Genomic DNA, 20,477 nt, shown 5'->3' with positions numbered 1-20,477 from the left:
ATCAACGTATGTCTAAAGCTATTTCGAAAAAGCGCCATAGTGATAACCCGAATAGTTTTGAACATCTTTATCAACTTGGCCTGACGTACATTCAACAGCTGAGTGGTCACATCTGGACTGACTACAATACGCACGATCCGGGCATCACAATCCTGGAGCAGGTCTGTTACGCCCTAACGGATTTGATTTATCGCTGCGAGTTTGAAGTCGCTGACTATTTGAGTGAAGCCTCAGGGAATATTGACTATCAGGCTCATGGTTTAGCGATAGCGCAGGACATCATCCCTGCATACCCGCAACAACCTGAAGAGTACGAAACCTGGTTACTCACCCGGCTACCCGAGCTCGATAAGGTGTGGTTGCGCTGGAGTGACAACGCCCCACTGCGAGGCATTTACACGATTAATGCTCAGCTCAATCACTTTTATGCATTAAGTCAGCAGCGTTCAGATAACGGTAATCGCTCGGTTTACGCTCAACAGCATGCAGCGATTGAACGCATTCAGAGTGAGTTCCATCGCGTCCGTGCAGTTGGCGAGGATTTGGCCGCCATTAAATTAGCCGGACAGTACCCTCTGATACTCACCGCCACGCTTCACATCAGCGATAACGTGACGGATGTTGTCTGGCTCGCTGCCAAAATCTATCACCGCATCGGCCAGTGGCTGGAGTCAAATACGCAAAATACGCCCGTCTATGTGATTAAAGAATTGCTTCTGGCCGAAGACGGAATTCAGCAAATCGATCTGCTGCAGTTTGTGCAATACGGTGGCAACGGAGATGGCTACGAGCCACTGACACTTGACACCATTGCCCCTTTTTCTTATTTAATTCTGCCGCGAATATCGGCCATGTCAGGTATGCAAATCATCCAGTTTCAGCATCCTGTCGATATTGACTACGCCGATCTCGCCATTCAAATCGAGCAAATCCAGTACCAGCAGCGAGTCTCCCAGCTAAAAGCCGCCAATTATCCCCCACTGCCTGCTGGTCACCACTTCAATTTCAGCCGTTATGAATCCATTCAAACCCTTTTTCCCCGTAACTATCACTTAGCGCCGGGAATACCGAATCATTATAATGCGCAGCAGCAAGGGCAACGGCACCAACTGCGTAGCTACCTGCTGCTTTTTGATCAAATCATGGCCAATTTCTGTGATGACATTACCGGGTTGAAAACGCTGTACTCTCTGTCGTTAACGCCTGAGAAAACGTATTACCATCATCTGTTACAAGATGAAGAGTTTTATAATATCGACCAGCATTACCCTCAGGATGCCAGCGTTCGTCTGGAGCAATTGCGCAGCCAGCTTGATAATTACCCGGAGAGAAAAAATCGCATTTTTGATTATTTGCTCGCTCTCTACGGAGAACGTTTTCCTGATTTATTGCATCGCCAGTTTAACCCTTATTATTCTTCACTGGCGCTGGAAGAGCAGCTACTGAAATATAAACAGGCCTTTATCCGGAATATCGTCACCATGACCAATGGTCGGGGAATCGGTGATAACTTACTCCAGCCTGAGCAAAGGGGAAGTTACGGCCAGCGCCTTTCGCTGCTGCTGGGAATACTTCCTCACACGGCCCCTTCGCTGGGCTATGCGCATGCTATCGCTATACATTCGCTAAATCTGGTGCCCAACGACGTCTGGGGCGCCAATGATAAATGCGAGGATCCTACCGTCCTTATCCCCCTGGAACCTATCGCTGATAGCTTCTTAGAAGAAACCGTTAATGAGGAACACGTACGGCAAATCCTGTCGACTGTTACCCTCTTCAGGAAAAAAATGCTGACTGCGGCATTATTGCAATCTGGAATGGATAACCGCCGATACCGCATGCTTCAACGTGGGGACCATCATGATTACCAGTTGTTTTTCAAAGCGGATACCGAAGGCGTCGGAGAGTGGTTCTGTATTGCAAGCCTCCCTGACAAACAGGAACTCATCTTGCTTTGCCACCGGCTGCAACGCTGGTTGATTCAACTGAATCAACGCAGCGAGGGGCTTTATGTTATCGAGCCTATTTTACTGCGCACAGGTGAAAATAGCGCGTCGTGGGACGATTATGCCAATCGGGTCACAATTGTTTTACCCAACTATACCGCTCGTTTTAATAATCTGATATTTCGCGAACAGGTCGAACAACTCATTATTGAAAACAGCCCGGCACACCTGTTGACGCAATGTCTATGGCTCGATTTCCCGGCTTTTAGTCAATTTGAAAACGTATATAACCAATGGCGAAAAGCAAAGTCCGACGCGCTGCAAAACACCCGGCACCAACAGGACTGCGATGTCATCGCTCTACGTTTATATCCACTGATTCAGCCCCTTCTGAATGAGATCAGGGAGGCGGTGAACCTATGAGCCAACGGCATAAAATTAATCAGGCCAGCATAGAATTCAATTTCAACCGAATCTCTGATGCAGAAACCTTTGAGTCACGTGCTGGTCAGTGGGTCATTCAACAATTACTCCCGGTTATCGAATCGGTATTCGACGACGTATGTTCACCGCAGCAAACCCTGATTATCAACACCCTGACGCTCGACCTCGGTGAATTCAATTCAAAAACGTTCTATGCACAGGTACCGGAAAAGCTTAAACAACAGCTGCGCGAACGGTTGCGTTTACAACTGCACATGGCAATACGATCTCAGGAAGCACAACACACCGATGACTTAAAATGCGGCAGCAAACAGACCGCCGCTACACCCGATAAAACAACGCTGATAAGCCCGCGCGTGCAGCGCTGGAATATGCTCTGGCAATTTCTCAGCACCGGTGTTCTCCCATGGTCTGTTTCCCCAAATCCGTCACTTGAGGCTCTCGGGTTATCCGCAGCACTAAGCGAACATACTGCGCAATTGATTAACGCACTTAGCAAAGCCCATCACCCAGAGACAGTTTTACGTCGCGTGGTGGAACAATTTCCCGCCGCCAGCATTGCGGATCTGTTCCGTGCGTTAACGCCAGGGCATCAATGGCTCATGATGTCGTTTTTATTGACCCATCCTAAAAGTAGTGCCAGGGAATTATCCCCCCTACTGGCGCAGGCGTGGTACGTCCGCTTTGCGCAGTTATTCACCCGGCATGACCTGTCTTCTCTTAGCACACTCTGGGAAAAAATAATCCCCTCGTTTGCGCCGCAACTGATTAAGGCTCTCTACCAACGGCATACGGATAGCCAGCTTCCCTGGGATTTGGTGCGTCATTTGAATGAAAACGAGCGACTGCTACTGCTTAGCGTATTAACACCACAGGAGTACCCGTTCCTGTCAGCAATACTGCGTGCGCCCGATCTGTGGCAGCTTCAGCATCGACCCGATAATCACTCGTACGTGGACACCGCCACTCACACTGCGAAGCGGGCGGATCGCATCGCCAGATTGCCTCATTCACAACTTCAGCAGCATTTGTGGCACTTTACGCTCCATTTTCTGCTGGTTGACCGTGGCAGCACATTCAATCGCCAAAGCTATATGTCCGGTTTGATTATCCGAATGGCAAACGCACACAACCAGTCAGCAGATACGCTGACAGCGTCATTGATTTCTGCGCTAGAGAGCACGGCTATCGACAGTACGTTGCGTATGCAGCTGCTGGATTTACTCCATACTCTTCAACCTGTCATCGACTCAAAAGCACACAGTCGGCATGCGGCCTCTGAAAGCCCGGTGGTTCACCATCCCGTCGCAGAAAACAGGTTACCTTATCTAAACGAACTGACTATTGCGCTGTGCTCAGGCGAGGAAGACACCTTACTGCAATATTGGCCAAATGTTCTCCCTCCGTTTGCGGCCCTTTTACGCTGGTGTGGCCAACTTGATAATGTGCGCCGTCATTGGTCCGAAAGTTACTCCGATAACACCTTAATGGCGTTAGTTAAAGTGCTGGTATCCCAGGCAGCACGCTTTATAAGCGCCCTGCTTGTGGAAAAACGTCTTTTTATACGCCATAACACCGCAGTGTTAACCGAACGCACAGTGGGTATTCGCTTATGGAAACTCACTTTCGATTTCCTTATTGCGGAAAATAACGGCGCATTCAATAAACAAAGTTATCTCGATTATTTAATCCAGCAGCTAGCCAGCAGCCGTAATATTGGGTATAGCGAACTGCTGGAAAATTTACGGGATGACGCCACTATTGCCGGTGATTATTCTCAGTTTGGCGTCACGATACGCGCCATGATGCATGATCTTTCCCGATCCTCCCGAACGAAAAACGCAGCGAAAAATGGCGAGAATGCACTTTCACACGTTCCGTCGTCGTGCTTAAAGAACCACTCTTCTGCACAACTGGCTGACCTCGAGAAGATTATCATCACGCTGCAAAATGCTAATCAAAATCAATGGAATCAATATATTCACCAATGGCTTCGCGATTATGCCCAGCCGCTACCGCTGATTATTCGCGACCTGGGCAGCTCGTCTTCGGTATTAACACGCTGGATCGCCCATTTTGATGATTTAGCGCTGCTCTCAATAACCGCCATTGTCAATCCTCAGGCAAAAGAGACCGTGCACGGCATTATTAATGAGCAAGGGAGAATAACGGAAGCTGCCCGTTGCATATCCAGTCCTTTCAGATCAATACACACCAGAAATGCGCTGTGGGAATTAACGCTCCACTACTTACTTAGCCGTCGCGGTAGTGAATTTAATCAATATCAATATTTACTCAGCATCACCGGGCAGCTCTCTGCCCGCTACCAGATAAAGACTGAAGTCTTGATCGTGCAGTGGTTAAACCTTAGCGATAGCGGATTTTTATGGCGCCAGCAGCTGATTGATCTTGTGGCACATCATCAACAAACTCCGGTTACATCGCCTTTGCTGCTCGCGGAAATACAGTCCCGCCCCCACGCGCCGGTACTGGATGAACAACAGCGCGCGCTATTACACCGCTATGTGACGGTCAATGTATCGATGATGGCAACACAACTGCAAACCTGGACGCCACCACAGCTGGCGAGGCTGGTACGAACCCTGCAACCTCAACGACCCGAACACATCATTGCGCTTGTGCCACTGCTGCTTGCCATCGTCCACCATTTTAAGTTGGCTCCCCATTGGTTTTACGCACTGCTATTTAGCCGCGATTGTCCAGCCACACCAGAGCAATGGCTGCAACAGCTTTTACGCCAAATTGCTAAACACCATACATCGTCTGAGCAGGCGTACTACCCGCAGTTTCAACAGTTCGTACTCGGCCGCCGTGATCTTGTACACAACCAGACCCAACGACAGCAATGGTTAGACCGCATTCTCCCCAAGGAGGATTTGCAGGCAAGGTTACAGCAATGGCTGGAAGGTAAATCCCTGGCCCCGGAAGCGGCCTTGTTACATCGCGCACAGCAAAACTCTTTACGGCAGTGGCTATGCGGTACGCTTGCCAATCCGCGCTATTTACAGCGCTGGGTTCAGACCCTGTCGCCTGAAACACATCAGGCGCTGCTGTTCCCCTCGTTAACTCACGCGGCTATCGCGCTGCTGGCATTACGCCATGCGTTCTGCCGCCTTTTTGCAACTCAACAACAGGGTGAGCTGCTGTTTTGGCAAACGCTTTATCGCCAGCATTGGCTCAAAGGCCTCGCGATGACTGGCAGCCAGTTAATGCAGCACGTGCTCATTGAGCTTCATCTATTATGGCGCACTCACACGTCACAAAGCACCACTTCATATGACGCACCGGTTAGTGAATTAACCAACCGTTTACTGCCGTGGGTATCGTCTTCTTCGTTGCAAAAAACACTAACGCAGGTTGCCAGCCAAAGACGGGCTAACCGGCCAGACCGACAGAGGTGGGTCGCACAGTTAAATCGTCAATTTCCAGAAATCAAACAACTCATTGAGGCCATTGAAATGCCAGAAATGGATGTTAACAAAAGCGCAGGGATCCCCTGGAACGATAAGCAGGATGAGACCGAACCCAGTGGCGATCCCGTCACCATACACAATGCAGGATTAGTGATCGCCTCAACCTATATCCCCATCTTATTCCAGCGGCTGGCGCTGACCTCCGGGCATAAATTCGTTGATACTGAGGCACAGCATCAGGCCTTGTTCTGCCTGCAGTGGATGACGAATGGCACCAACTCGGCACCTGAATATCAGCTTCTCCTGAACAAAGTCCTGTGTGGCATCGAGCCATCCGCACCTGTTCCCCAGCAGGTCCCATTACCTAACGGGGCTGAAGCTGTGATCGATGGCCTGCTTACCGCCATCATTAGCCACTGGAGAGTCCTGGGAAACACCTCAATTAGCGGGTTGCAATCCACCTTTATTCAACGTGAAGGTCTGCTCACTTTCACGCCCAAACACTGGCAACTGAATATCGTCCCCAGCGCGTTTGACATGCTACTCGACCAATTGCCCTGGAGTTTTCAGACCATTAAATACCCATGGATGGATAAACCCCTGTTTGTTTCATGGCGCTGAGGACGAAATAATGAAGAACCCTGAATTCCGTTCGTTATCACTTGTGCGTAAAACAGCCTGGCGCATCACCTGCTGGCTATTATGTGGCGGCCTGCTTTGCAGTATTTCAACATTGAGTCAGGCAGCACAAAGCGGCCAGACTGACCCTACTCCGGCAGCTAAAACATGCAGTAAACAGTTAACAGCGAGTGATAAGCGCTATTTAGGGAAAGAGATCCAAACGCAGCTTGCCGATTTTTATCGGAACAACAGCGACTTCCAGGCCCAACTGAAAAGAGGCGGCAGGTTACTGAACGATGGCGTCGTTGGCCCCACAACCCGTTACTGGCTGGATTACTTTTGCAATGAATTTTCGTTCGCCGCACCGGAGTCAGAGAACGATCCGCATCAGGTGTTTGTTGAATCTTTGATGATTGCGCTAAATCGCGCCGCCGAGCGTAACACTCTCTATCCCACGTGGCGTACGGCAATCACACCGCCGGAACTGCTGACTTTCACGACCGAGGAAATAAAGATTAAACTCGGCCTCACCAACGCAAACTCCGGTAAAAATGCGGTTACACCTAACCCCGTTGGCCCCTCAGCGCCTGAGCCTTCCGACAATATTGAGCCTCCTTACTATTACCAACTGACGGAAAAAGATTTCGCCAGCTTGACACTACGTCAGACCGTGCTGGCAACCTTTGCGAAATTAGAAAAGCAGCAGTTTGATCAGCGCAGCCAGCTTTATAACCAACTGAGTGATCTATTCACTCAGCTTAGTCTTCCCATATCTGAACAGCCGAATATTGATAATTTGATCGACTCTTACACAATAGAAACATCACAACCCAGCACGAGCGCCAGTACAAGTACCAGTACCAGTACCAGTACCAGCACGGTTCAAACAACGCCACCCGAAGAGAGTGCTGGCGCTACAGAAGATCAGAGCACCGATAACAAACCTGCCGCCGCCCCATCCCCCTCAACGCAAGTGGTTGAAACCAGTACGCAAAGCGATATCCAGACGAACGCACCGCAGCTAGTGTGGCAACTCAACCAAGAGGAACTGAAAAAAACCATCAAAGAATTAGAGGAAACGGCCTTATCGAAAGAAGAATTGAAATCGCTGGCATCCCTGCAGGATGAAGTCTTCCCGAGCCTCTATTTATTACAGATGGCGATGAATGAATTGGCTATTCCGCTTACAAACCAGAAGCGCCAGAGTGTATCGGATAAAGCGAAGAAAAGCGGTCTGAGCCCCACTCACGCAGTCCCTATGCAGTGGGAAGCCCCCCCTGACTGCGGCTGCCAGGACACCATCAAGTCAATATTTAGCGTCGGCACCTTTTATGGTTTTTATCCATACTGGCAGCACCTTGAGAAAGGTGAATTTATTGATTTTAGTCGCCTGGACCGCATCGGTTATATTGGTGCGGTAATGAAACGGGAAGGAACGAGCAATACATTAGTTCTGCCACAAAACTGGGTTGCCGACCCAACCTATAGTCAATTTATTCAAACAACCCACCGCTATCGCACCATGCTCGACCTGGTGGTCACTACGCCAAGAGGTCTGACCCGGGACCAGCTGAGCGGGCTATTTACCGACGATATGGTGAAACGTCTGGTCGCATCCGTAACGACCCCCATGGACAAATATTTTATCAATAATGTGCAGCAGTGGATCAGTCTCGGATTTGAAGGCGTGCTGCCCATGGCGGACGGTATTACCTTTGATATTGATCTTTCAGTGTTAAACACGCAGGAGAGCCAGCAGGCCTTCTTATCGTTCCTGCAGCAGCTTAAGGTTGCGCTACGCCAAAGCTACCGACATCAGGCTGACATCAACGCACTCAATTCCCCAGCTACCGACGGTGACCGCTTTTATGTGAATGTCATTATTCCGGCAAAAGGCATAGTGACGGTTACGAAGGATAATTTTTATAACTTCAGAAATCTCGATGCGATATCCAAACAGACCAATCTGCTGATCGTTCGCCCGGGCTCTGCGGAAAATAGCGATGAGCCGAAAAATGAACTGAATCAGATAAAGCAATTACAGCAATGGCTCAGCGCCCAGAAGGATCAGGCCGAAGTGCAGCGCCTGTTCAAACAGTTGGTGCCCGTACTGATAACCGAAGACAATCGTAATCAAGCACAGGATCTGACTCAACTGGTTAACCTTTCAAGCTGGAGCTTTTTGGGGGCGGCCTATTGGCCACTTCCACTAAGCGCAACCAACGAGAAGCTAATTGATAACACGTTCTTCCAGCAGGCCCCTCAGTACCCAAAACCGATCAATCAGGTGATAAACAGCATTAATAGCCTGCTGAACTGGGTCTGCGTTAATCGCTGGGAGGTAAGAGCAGGCTTATTTGTGTCGTTCGTATTTATTCTCGTGTTCCTGGCTGCCTGTATCTGGTGTTTCCCGCTGAGGAAGCATTTAAGCGGTATCCCTTTTGTGGCGCTGACGTCGCTGTCTATCAGCGGACTCATGCTGGTGTTTGTTGCAGATCCATTATTTGAGGATTATAAAATTCCTATTTTGCTAGTCACTGCACTGGTTATTGGCTGGATACTGTTTGTCGTCAGGATGGTGAGAAAGGAGGAGGATAAACCTTAGGGGTTTACTGTAGCAACAGGATTTAACTATTACCAGGCGGGTGCTGTTCATTACTATGAGGAATGAACAGCACTAATTAAACCTTCACATTAATAAATCTAAGCGTATATTCCCTTAACACCTCTACATTAATGAACACGTCAAAAACCATCTCCGTTACAATATAAATAAAAAATTGAATGGATAACGATATATTGCATTGCCGTAAAGTCTGACATTCAATGTCACTTCTCTTCAGGAATAATGTACCCCTCATCACTGAAATTGAATGTTTGAGATGGTACCTCCTGCGTTCCTGGCAGGATCGTCAGATAGTAAACATCAACAATCCAAGTATGCCATTTTATTTCTTCTTTTTTCATTATTTTAGCTATAGTAGCTGGCGGGAGAATATATTCAACTTCCTTTTTGAAATATTTATATTGCGGTCGTAATAGTTTACTCTTCCCTGCAAACACTAATAAAGCCAACCGCGACTCAAACTCTCCAAAGTCTCCTCTTTCAATATTACCCCACATGTTATTTACCCCATCTATGTTAGGATGCAAACTGGTAAATGCCGGAAAACTCAGCGTATCGCCGGGTTTCTTATCCTTAATCCATAGGCTGGGTTTTAATTCCATTCTGAAATGTGACATAATTTTTTCTTCTTGAGGGCTATCAAACGCTTGTTTTAACACACCAAGCGTAATATTAATCAAATGTTGTAAAACTTTATTTTCCACTGTCTCCCTGGTACGCAAGTATTTATTTAATGGCATATAGAAATATGTTGTGTATAGATACAATGCTATTTCATCAGGTTTTTTATCCTTACACACTTCAATGCACTTAGCTAACTGCCCCTGAGGAGAAACAACCACATCACCATATTCTTCAGTTTTATCATCGTCCATTATTTTTTTGATTTCACCTGATAGTTTCTCTGCTGCCATTAACGCATTTAAAATCATATCACTTGATATAGGCACACGCCCTTTATAATCAAAATCATTATCATAATCTAACTCATCTAATTTATAAGAACCACTCCCCTCACCGAAAGGATTTAAGCCTAATGGAGTCACAAAATAAGTATCATCGCCAGGTAAACAGACAATACTAATCCTACCAATTATACCTAACTCTCTTATTAAGACATGATCACCCACCCTTAAATTTTCATTTACTTGCCGCTGAACAATCGGGCTGTACTTTAAGTGTTCGGTGCGCACGTTCTGTTTTCTTGCTTCGGAGTTTAATTTAATATTTTCTCTTTGAGCCACACTAGTGGATCGGTTGTCTATAAGCTCAATATTCCCTCGCCTTTCCCCTTCCTTTTTAACGACCTTGCTTGCAACCGCAGTGACTTGATTATTTTGCGGTTTTTCCACATGTTCATACATATATTATACCTTCCTGGTTTTATCATTTTTTTGCCAACCAATCAGCATGTTTTTTAGCTGTTTTATTTTTTTTAATTGGTTTTCATCGGATGTTATAAACGTGTTTCATTCTTTATTACGCACAGCGCCCCACCGCCTAACCTCCCCGCAGCGCGCTGGCCCCCAGAACATCCGCCTCATGTTCCAACGCCGGGCTATCATTCACCGCCATTCCGGCGACTGAGGTCGTCGCAGAAACCCGTCCCTGCGCCTGCTGTACTACGTGCCCAAGTTCATGCGGTAAGTGTTTTTCCTGGCCGGAAGCGAGGTGTATATCGCTGCCCTGCGCATAGGCATGTGCCTGCACGGTGGCGGGTTTGTCGGAGTTGTAATGCACCCGGACATGATTCAGACTCATGCCGCTGAGATTTTCCATGCCATTTTTTAAGGTATCGGGTAGCCCGGTTTTATTGGGCTGTCTTTGCACGGTCTGTGCACGATTGTCCTCCAGCGCCGCCGCATGATTATCTTTACGCTGCGAGACCGACGCCGGAGTAACCCTATGTCGGGCTGACTGATGTTGGGCCTTCTGCTTTGAAAACATCGCAAACCGTCCTCTTTCTCAATCGTAATAAATCAACAAGAAACCACCCTTTGTGCAAGTAAATCCGCAACCTGATGCGACTATCACTCAAAAAAGAGTTTGTTATCTTTCCTGAATTCCTGACGAATGCTGGCAACAATATCGTCCTGCGATACCGTGCGTTCCCCGCGCTGAATAGCGATTAATGCACACTGGCGCAGCACGTTGATAATTTGCCCGCCGGAAACTTCATAGCGATCAGCGATGGCGGGTAAACTGACATCCTCGCCGGGCACACACACACCATTAAACGCATTTCGCCACAGCTGTAAGCGCTCCTGCGGTCCGGGAATAGCAAATTGCACCATGCTCTGAAAGCGTCGGGTAAAGGCTTCATCCATATTCGTTTTTAAGTTGGTGGCGATAATCACCGTACCCGGAAAATCCTCAATCTTTTGCAATAAATAGCCCGTCAATTGGTTAGCATGTCGATCGTTGGAAGAACTGACCTCAGAGCGTTTACCAAACAGGGCATCACCTTCATCAAAAAATAGGATCCACTCTTTATAGCTGGCAGCGTCAAATACACGTGATAAGTTTTTCTCTGTCTCACCAATATACTTCGACACTACCATCGACAAATCGACGCGATATACATCCCGCTGAGTCGCCTTGCCCAACAGCGCGGCGGTGAGTGTTTTACCAGTCCCCGGCGGGCCAAAGAAAACTGCCCGATAACCCGGCTTCACCTTTTTTGCCAGTTGCCACTCGTTCATCAACGTATGACCATGTTTAAGCCAGGCATGCAGCTCTTCAACCTGTGCCATCACTTCTCCATTCAGTACCAGATCGCCCCATTCCAGTGGCGATTCCAGTAGATGGGCAGGGAAGCTGGCGCTTAATTCCGGACGCAGGCGCTCTCCGGTCGTAAAATAGTGTAGCCACTCGTCGCATACTCGGTAAATACCGGCCCATTTGGGCACCCCTTCATCAACCGAAAGTAGCTGGGTGACCTGTTCCGCCATCAGGCGATGTTTATTCGAGAAAATAGCGTGAACGTAAACACGCCACTCGGGGTCATTGGCACTAATAAGAAAGTTGAGTGTTTGCCCGGTGGGAATAAAACCGCTAAAAGCTTTATCACTGACGCCGCCAAATTCCGTAAAGGGACGATCAATAAGGCTATTAAGTCCAAAGAATATATCGAGAGTATCGGGTTTCACGCTCGGCGCTATGGCAAGCGCCAGAGCCAGGCGGTCAAAAATAGAGAGCTCCCAGTCAATAATCAATTCGGCATAGGGTGTGCCCTTTACCAAATCCGGAGGGGGAATATCAATCCAGTGGCGTTCATGCCCCTCTTGTTTTAAATAGCTGCAAATAACCTGGTTAATGACTTGCGACAACCACGCCATTTCGCAATAGAGCACGAAGACATTATTTGCTTGCTGATTATTTTCGACATTTTCCTGGCTGGACATGGCATATCCCTGGAAAAAGAAGTTTCAAGATTAAGACTGTTTTTGCCGGAAGCGTATGTAACCCATCCATTATAGCACGACATTAGTGCGGCATTTTTAATCTGTGTAGCCGTGACCGAGTGTTCCGCAAAAACGCGCCGCACGCAAGGACCTCGCAAACAGTTGCGCCAGCGCACAGCCTTTGTAGGTGCACCCGTAAACAAAATTTACTGCTGATATTCACGACCATTCCAGCCATAGTAAAAGAGCGTCTCATTCCAGAGCGCTTCTCGCTGTTCCGGTGTCAGCGGTTTTTCGGGTGGAAGCTTAATCCATTTTTTCTTACCGCTCTCAAGGATCCAGTCACCAATTGCCCCACTAAGCATTCTCTGACGAAACATTTGTTCATCAGTCACTGAGGTCGTTTCATCACAGGAGTTAGTCGCATTCTCGTTAAAGGCATCAGTGTGCTGAACCCCTCTTAGAAGCATGTCACGAAGATGCATTAAACACTTATTCTCTGGCCAAAACAGGAGTTTCGTGAAAGCGCTAATATCCGCGACATTGTCTTGAGGTAGTCCGAAGGTTGTGGGAATCAACTTCAACCGCGTTCGAAGTGCCTTAACTTCTTGCCCGTAAATGTTCCTGTTGATTGGCGAGGTATTACAATCTGAAAACCGACCCTTGTCATAATTTCCTTTACAAATTTCGACTGACGGAGGCCTGGCTATTTCCTCACTATCAAATGAAAGATGGACGAAAAATAGCTTCTGCTTAAGCAGAGTGTTTATCTCCTCCCAGTTTGCACGCACCCCACCCACACAAATGTTGTCAGGAAGCCCCTCTTTGTGGCACTGCTCGCTGTTAGCAGGTGGCACGAACATTCGCGATTTGAATTCCGCCAGTGCTCGTGTCCTGCTGACAGCCAGAAGTGAATCAAAAGCAGAGAGTAACGTATTGGTATCAATGACCAACCCCAGCGGTGAGCGCATATCCGGGCTATCGTCCCGATGATTGCCCTGAATACCAAAAGCATCCACCGTCAACACAATCACCTGATCGCATTGTGTCAGTAACCGGTGAGAATCTTCGATAAGCGCTCTTTTCACCGCCAGCAGCCCCAGGTTATCCGAAGCACCACCGTCAATCAGATGGATATACTTTGGTATACCGGCCACCGTCTCGTCAGAGCCCCGTTGAAAGCGATTCAGGACGACCGGCGACATCATGCCAGGGAATGCTGCAGAGGCGGCGACAGCCCGGGAAACGGGCATGCTGGAGTAGTCAACACCGATAGAACCAAGATTGCTCTTCGTAAAGGTAAAAAGGCTGCCGAATGGACGGGGGCGAAATGCATCTGAATCATCCCGGGTGGCAATCGTTGAATTAAGGATGATTTGGGGTCGTGTCGGGTTCATATCACCCAACGTGAGCGAGCCGTGCTCTCCGGACACATCGAAGACATCCGAATCCAGAGCCGCGAACAGGGCATCCGTTCGGGTCTGGTGACCAAAAATATAGCTGCCGAGAAATGCGGGGTTGGCTAACTTTGCAGCAGCGCTCAATCTCAGGTTAGCGTCAAGGCGTTCATTAATCAGATTATCATCCCAGACGGGACGCCACGCCTCTCCCTGCCCGGCATCTTTCGAGATGCCATACAGCGCTGCCGCCAGTGAACCACCAGAAACAGACGAGATAACATTGATATGACGAGCCAGATCCTCGCCGTCCACATGTTCAAGTTCCGATAAGACCCTCGCCCCAAAGAGTGCCGCACGGGAACCCCCGCCAGATATTGTCACAAAAAATGCCGTACGCTTACCCGACTCATCAACGGAGCAGACAGGCTGTTGTACCAGGGGTAAATCACCTGAAGTACGGGCCGCAGGCTGGCCGGATACCGTTGGCCCACATCCCGTAAGACAGATTGCGGATGCAAACAAAAATGCAAACAACGAAATGGAGACTTTCATGACCTTCCCTGGACTCAGGTGCAACGCATGGCGTACTGTCAGACTGGCAGGCATTGCCGCGTGTTTATCGAAAAAAAGAGTTTACAATCAATTAGCTTATCAACACATCGCTATTTAACGCTTTCTCGCTCGCAGGTTTCAGCAGCGCATATCCCGCCTTATAGCTTTTCCACCAGCGTTTTCAGTTGCGTGATCAATTGAGCCTTTTCATCATCCTCTTCCCTGTCATAAGGCCAGGTAGACTGGCGAATGACCAGTCGCGTCGGCAGCAACTCACGGATGCGCATCTGCGGTGCCGCCATTTGCTGGATGAGTAATTCCACAGCCCGTTTGCCGAGTTTGTTAAAATCCTGCGCCACGGTGGTAAGCGGCGGCTGGAAATAGAGGCTGTCTGCCGTGTCGTCATAACCGGTGACCGACACCGCCCTGCTTCCGGTGCGATTGAGCTGCGCCAGAGCGCTCAGTACCCCCAATGCCATTTGGTCATTCGCCACCACGATCGCGCTCATCTTCGGATACTGATGCAACAACTCGAAAGCCTTCTGCCAGCCGCTGGCCGCACTCCAGTCACCAAACACCGTCACCGCGTTACTGACCCCGAGTCGGTGCAATGTTTCACGCCAGCTACTCAGCCTCATTCGCGCTGAGACTGAACTCTCGGGTCCGGCAAGTAAGCCAAATTCCCGGTGCCCAAGTTCCCAAAGATGCGTCACGCAGGCCCCACACCCCTCAAGGTGATCGAAGCGCACACAGCAGACATCGGTCTCCGGCGAAATATCTAAAAACAGGCAACAGATATCCGGATTTTCATCCACCAGCTTCTCCGCAATGCTCCCTTCCAGCGGTAAATTGATGATTGCGCCGCGAATATTCTGCGCCCGAAATTCATTTAACCGCGCCTGCAGTGACGCGTAATCTGCGATCACGGGCATCGCAATCGCCACCTCCAGTTGATGCACACCGGCGTGACTTTTTACCGCCGCGGCAATTTGTGAAGGTGCATGCAGCGTCAGCGATGCGGTAATCAATCCAATTGACGGTGCTGATTTCCCCGCCAGCAGCTGTGCCGAACGGTTAGGCACATAGTGCAACGCCTGCATCGCACGGATGACTTTCTCCCGGGTACGTTCTGAAACCACCTCAGGTTTGTTCAACACGCGTGAAACCGTCTGCTGAGAGACTCCGGCCTCTCGTGCCACATCTTCTAAGGTTGCCGTGCGGTGCTGCATCATCTTTTTCACCCTGCAATAACAATGTCGCTCGCTAACATTTTATGTCTAAGAGACGACAAAAATCATCCATTTTTCCGCTGTTTCGTGATCGCTAATGAGTTTCAATTTCGCCAATATTGAGGCTATTTAAAAAATATCTGATAACTCCTGCATCTTGTCTAGCGAATGACATTTTTCACTTTTATTCAGGTATACCTATGCAACAGCGTGAATTACATACCCTCCGGGGGCCTAAGTTTGATGAGGTTCTTGCCCGTGAAGACTGGCAAAATCAGACCATCACACACCTCAATCGCCTGGCCGCCCATCCGACCTTCTCCAGTTGGCGCGATGTTCGCTCCGCGCAGGAAAATCACTCCTCAACGCACCGCCGCCAACTGGACGGACAGTGGCAGTTTTCGTATGCCCGCAGTCCGTTTGACGTGGATGCCGGTTGGTTGCAAAACGACCTGTCCGACAGTCGCAGCACGCCTGTACCATCGAACTGGCAAATGGAAGGTTATGACGCCCCCATCTATACCAACGTGCGCTATCCCATTGAAACCACCCCGCCGCGCGTGCCCGAAGAGAACCCGACCGGCTGCTACTCGCTGACGTTTACCGTTGAAGACGGCTGGCGCACCGAGGGCCAAACGCAGGTTATTTTCGATGGCGTGAACTCCGCATTTCATCTGTGGTGCAATGGCGAGTGGGTCGGTTACTCGCAGGACAGCCGACTGCCGGCGGCGTTCGACCTCAGCCCTTTTTTGAAGGCAGGTGATAACCGCCTCTGCGTGATGGTGATGCGCTGGAGCGCAGGCACCTGGCTTGAAGATCAGGATATGTGGCGGATGAGCGGCATCTTCCGTTCCGTCTGGTTACTGAACAAACCCACGTTACACCTGAGTGATGTGCAACTCACTCCGCATCTCGATGCGCTCTATCGTGACGCCGAACTGGAGGTTAATGCTACCGTTGCCGCCCCGGCACAGGTACTTGAAAAGCTGACGATCAGCGTCGAGCTCTGGAATGGCACACAGCGCATCGTCAGCCATCAGCAGCAACCCGGTTCACCAGCCATTGATGAGCGCGGTAGTTATGCTGAACGCGCCATGATGCGTTTGCCCGTTGAGCGTCCGGCATTGTGGAGTGCGGAGACACCGAATTGCTACCGGGCGGTGGTCTCTTTATGGCGCGGCGATGAATTGATCGAGGCCGAAGCCTGGGACATTGGTTTTCGTCGGGTTGAAATCGACAACGGTCTGTTGAAGCTTAACGGCAAACCGCTGTTGATTCGCGGCGTAAACCGTCACGAGCATCACCACCAGCGCGGTCAGGTTGTGACTGAAGAGGATATGATTCAGGACATTCTGCTGATGAAGCAGAACAACTTTAACGCCAGCCGCTGCTCACACTACCCCAATGCCCCGCGCTGGTATGAACTCTGTAACCAGTACGGCCTGTACGTGGTCGATGAAGCCAACATCGAAACCCACGGCATGGTGCCGATGAACCGCCTTTCTGACGATCCGGCCTGGCTGCCTGCCTGGAGCGCACGCGTGACCAGGATGGTGCAGAACAACCGTAATCACCCGTCGATTATTATCTGGTCGCTGGGTAACGAATCTGGTGGCGGCAGCAACCATGAAGCCATGTACCACTGGCTTAAACGTAACGATCCTTCCCGCCCGGTGCAGTACGAAGGCGGCGGCGCGAACAGCACCACCACCGATATTCTGTGCCCAATGTATGCCCGCGTAGACAGCGACCTGCCGATTCCGGCAGTCCCGAAATGGGGAATCAAAAAGTGGATCAGTCTGCCGGGCGAACAGCGCCCACTGATCCTCTGCGAATACGCCCATGCGATGGGCAACAGTCTGGGCAACGTTGCCGATTACTGGCAGGCATTTCGCGACTATCCGCGCCTACAGGGGGGCTTTATCTGGGACTGGGCCGATCAGGCCATTACCAAAACGTTCGACGATGGCACCACGGGCTGGGCCTACGGCGGAGATTTTGGCGATAAACCTAACGATCGCCAGTTCTGCATGAACGGCCTGGTATTTCCCGACCGTCGCCCTCACCCGTCATTGATTGAAGCGAAACATGCACAGCAATTTTTCCAGTTTGCTCTGCTGGAACAAAACCCGCTGCGTATCAGCCTTACCAGCGAATATCTGTTCCGCACCACGGATAACGAAGCGCTGCACTGGCAGGTTCAGGCGGCAGGAGAAACCGTTGCCCACGGTAGCGTGATGCTGGAAATCGCACCTGAAGGCCAACAGGAACTAACGCTGACCGAAGTGTTGACTCTGCCTGCCGGAGCCGAAGAGGTCTGGCTGACGCTGGAGGTGATTCAGCCACAGGCCACCGCCTGGTCCGACGCCGGGCATCGCGTCGCCTGGCAGCAGTTCCCCCTCGCCGCCCCGCTGGTACTGCGCGCACCGCAATCTATGGGTGATGCCCCCGCGCTTGAGGGCAGCGACACCGCCTGGGCGGTACACCATGGCGTGCAAAAATGGACGATTGACCGCCAGAGCGGGCTGTTAAGCCACTGGCAGGTGGACGGCGTGGAACAATTGCTGACACCGCTTCGCGACCAGTTTGTGCGCGCCCCGCTGGATAACGACATTGGCGTAAGCGAAGTGGAACGCATCGATCCTAACGCCTGGGTTGAACGCTGGAAAAGCGCCGGGCTGTACAACCTCACCGTGCGCTGCGTGCAGTGTGACGCGCAACGGCTGGCTCATGAGGTGGTGGTTGACAGCCGCTGGCACTACCTGCGCGAAGATGAAGTCGTGATTGTCAGCCACTGGCAGATGACCTTTGATGCCGAGGGCAAGCTGCATCTGGCGGTGGATGGCGAACGTGCGAGTACGCTGCCACCGTTGCCACGCGTCGGGTTGAATTTCCAGGTGCCGGAGCAGAATAAAACCGTCTCCTGGCTGGGCTTTGGCCCGCATGAGAACTACCCGGATCGTCGTAGCAGCGCCTGTTTCTCCCGCTGGACGTTGCCACTGGATGAGATGACGACACCGTACATTTTCCCCACCGAAAATGGCCTGCGTTGCGATACGCAAGCGCTGGACTGGGGGCGCTGGCACGTGACGGGGAATTTCCACTTCTCCGTTCAGCCCTACAGCACCACGCAATTAATGGAGACCGACCACTGGCACAGGATGCAGCCGGAAAATGGCGTCTGGATAACCCTGGATGGTCAGCATATGGGCGTCGGCGGGGATGACTCCTGGACCCCCAGCGTATTGCAGCAATGGTTGCTGCTCGAAACACAATGGCAATATCAGTTAACGCTCCACTTCCAATAATAATCGGGGGCGTTAAGCCCCCACCTTACAGGCAGAACAGGATGGAACAGTCACAATGAAACTCTCTGAACTCGTACCAAGAGAACGGCATAACTTTATTTACTTTATGCTCTTCTTTTTCTTCTATTACTTCATTATGTCGGCCTATTTTCCCTTTTTCCCTGTCTGGCTGGCGGAAGTAAACCATTTAACCAAAACCGAGACGGGGATTGTTTTCTCCTCCATCTCGCTGTTTGCGATTATTTTCCAGCCGGTATTCGGTCTGATCTCCGACAAGCTGGGATTACGCAAACACCTGCTGTGGACCATTACGGTCTTGCTGATTCTGTTTGCACCTTTCTTTATTTTTGTCCTCTCACCGTTACTGCAACTGAATATCTTCGCCGGTGCGCTGGCGGGTGGGATCTATTTAGGCGTGGTGTTCTCCAGTGGCTCTGGCGCGGTGGAAGCCTATATAGAACGCGTCAGCCGTGCGAACCGCTTTGAATATGGCAAAGTGCGCGTCTCCGGTTGTATCGGCTGGGCGTTATGCGCCTCTATTACCGGTATTTTGTTTGGCATCGACCCCAATATTACCTTCTGGATCGCCTCCGGCTTTGCGCTGGTGCTTGGCGTACTGTTGTGGATGTCAAAACCGGAAGGCAGTAACAGCGAGCTGGTGATTGATGCGCTGGGGGCCAACCGTCAGGCGTTCTCTATGCGCACCGCCGCTGAACTGCTGCGAATGCCACGTTTTTGGGGCTTTATTGTTTATGTCGTCGGTGTTGCCAGCGTCTATGACGTATTCGACCAGCAGTTTGCCAACTTCTTTAAAGGCTTTTTCTCCAGTCCACAACGTGGGACCGAAGTGTTTGGCTTCGTCACTACCGGTGGGGAATTGCTCAACGCCACCATCATGTTCTTCGCGCCCGCTATCGTGAATCGCATTGGCGCAAAGAACGCCTTGATGGCAGCAGGCGTGATTATGTCAGCACGTATTTTAGGATCGTCTTTCGCCTCTTCGGCGGTGGAAGTGGTTATCTTAAAAATGCTGCATATGTTTGAGCTGCCGTTCCTGTTGGTCGGCACCTTTAAATATATCTCTTCGGCCTTTAATCCACGACTTTCCGCGACGCTGTTCCTGATTGGCTTTAACTTATCGAAACAGCTTTCAGGCGTGGTGTTATCGGCATGGGTAGGACGTATGTATGACACAGTCGGCTTCCACCAGGCTTACTTTATTCTGGGGTCGATTACGCTGACCTTCACCATTATTTCCCTCTTCACCCTTAAGGGGAGTAAAACGCTACTTCCGGCGAGCAGCGTCAACAGCGCAGCCTGATAAACAGAGCCCGTCTCACTGGACGGGCTCTGTTTTTTGTCGGTTTTAATGACTTTCTGCAGCATCAATCAAATGGGCAATTTTTAGCTCACGCAATAGCGGTAGTGTTGGGAGGCACATAGCTGACCTCACGTACATCGGACGAGCGCTCGGCTCAGGCTTAACTCTAATACCAACGGTCACATAGCTCAG

Annotated in this window: 10 protein-coding genes; 5 read left to right on the top strand and 5 right to left on the bottom strand. The window is 50.3% G+C overall.

Features of this window, described 5'->3' with window-relative positions; genetic code table 11:
• Window positions 1-8: 8 nt before the first annotated feature.
• The 3 genes from AC5JPW_RS17270 to AC5JPW_RS17260 are packed head-to-tail and all read left to right on the top strand — an operon-like array spanning window position 9 to window position 9,050.
• Entirely contained in the window at window positions 9-2,369 is a 2,361-nt protein-coding gene (locus AC5JPW_RS17270) for a hypothetical protein (protein WP_494242283.1), read from the top strand.
• Window positions 2,366-6,445: a contractile injection system tape measure protein gene (locus AC5JPW_RS17265; RefSeq protein WP_494242281.1), complete on the top strand. Its 4,080-nt coding sequence runs from the start codon at window positions 2,366-2,368 to the stop codon at window positions 6,443-6,445. The genes AC5JPW_RS17270 and AC5JPW_RS17265 overlap by 4 nt, the downstream gene beginning before the upstream one ends.
• A 10-nt stretch (window positions 6,446-6,455) precedes the next feature.
• A complete protein-coding gene (locus AC5JPW_RS17260; protein WP_494242280.1) occupies window positions 6,456-9,050 on the top strand; it encodes a hypothetical protein in 2,595 nt (864 codons plus the stop codon).
• Window positions 9,051-9,274: 224 nt separating this feature from the next.
• Here the strand turns inward: AC5JPW_RS17260 and AC5JPW_RS17255 are convergent, their stop codons facing one another.
• The 5 genes from AC5JPW_RS17255 to AC5JPW_RS17235 form a co-directional block, all read right to left on the bottom strand.
• The gene (locus AC5JPW_RS17255) at window positions 9,275-10,435 is read right to left on the bottom strand and encodes a hypothetical protein (protein WP_494242278.1); all 1,161 of its coding nucleotides are present in this window, start codon (window positions 10,433-10,435) and stop codon (window positions 9,275-9,277) included.
• A gap of 136 nt (window positions 10,436-10,571) precedes the next feature.
• Window positions 10,572-11,018, bottom strand: a complete 447-nt coding sequence (locus AC5JPW_RS17250; protein ID WP_494242276.1) for an eCIS core domain-containing protein — start codon at window positions 11,016-11,018, stop codon at window positions 10,572-10,574.
• An 83-nt stretch (window positions 11,019-11,101) separates the two neighbouring features.
• On the bottom strand, window positions 11,102-12,475 hold the full coding sequence (locus AC5JPW_RS17245) for an ATP-binding protein (RefSeq protein ID WP_494242274.1): 1,374 nt from the start codon (window positions 12,473-12,475) through the stop codon (window positions 11,102-11,104).
• Between the two features lie 206 nt (window positions 12,476-12,681).
• The gene (locus AC5JPW_RS17240; RefSeq protein WP_494242272.1) at window positions 12,682-14,427 is read right to left on the bottom strand and encodes a patatin-like phospholipase family protein; all 1,746 of its coding nucleotides are present in this window, start codon (window positions 14,425-14,427) and stop codon (window positions 12,682-12,684) included.
• Window positions 14,428-14,585: 158 nt separating this feature from the next.
• Window positions 14,586-15,656 (bottom strand): LacI family DNA-binding transcriptional regulator, encoded by a 1,071-nt coding sequence (locus tag AC5JPW_RS17235; protein ID WP_494242394.1) that lies wholly within the window; start codon window positions 15,654-15,656, stop codon window positions 14,586-14,588.
• Between the two features lie 200 nt (window positions 15,657-15,856).
• Between AC5JPW_RS17235 and AC5JPW_RS17230 the strand changes: the two genes are divergently transcribed.
• On the top strand, window positions 15,857-18,964 hold the full coding sequence (locus AC5JPW_RS17230; protein WP_494242271.1) for a beta-galactosidase: 3,108 nt from the start codon (window positions 15,857-15,859) through the stop codon (window positions 18,962-18,964).
• Window positions 18,965-19,019: 55 nt separating this feature from the next.
• A complete protein-coding gene (locus AC5JPW_RS17225) occupies window positions 19,020-20,285 on the top strand; it encodes an MFS transporter (RefSeq protein WP_494242269.1) in 1,266 nt (421 codons plus the stop codon).
• Window positions 20,286-20,477: the final 192 nt, after the last annotated feature.

This window comes from Phytobacter sp. (assembly GCF_059074235.1).
The sequence above is the reverse complement of the archived record's forward strand: the minus strand, read 5'-3'. Positions and strand labels throughout refer to the sequence as shown.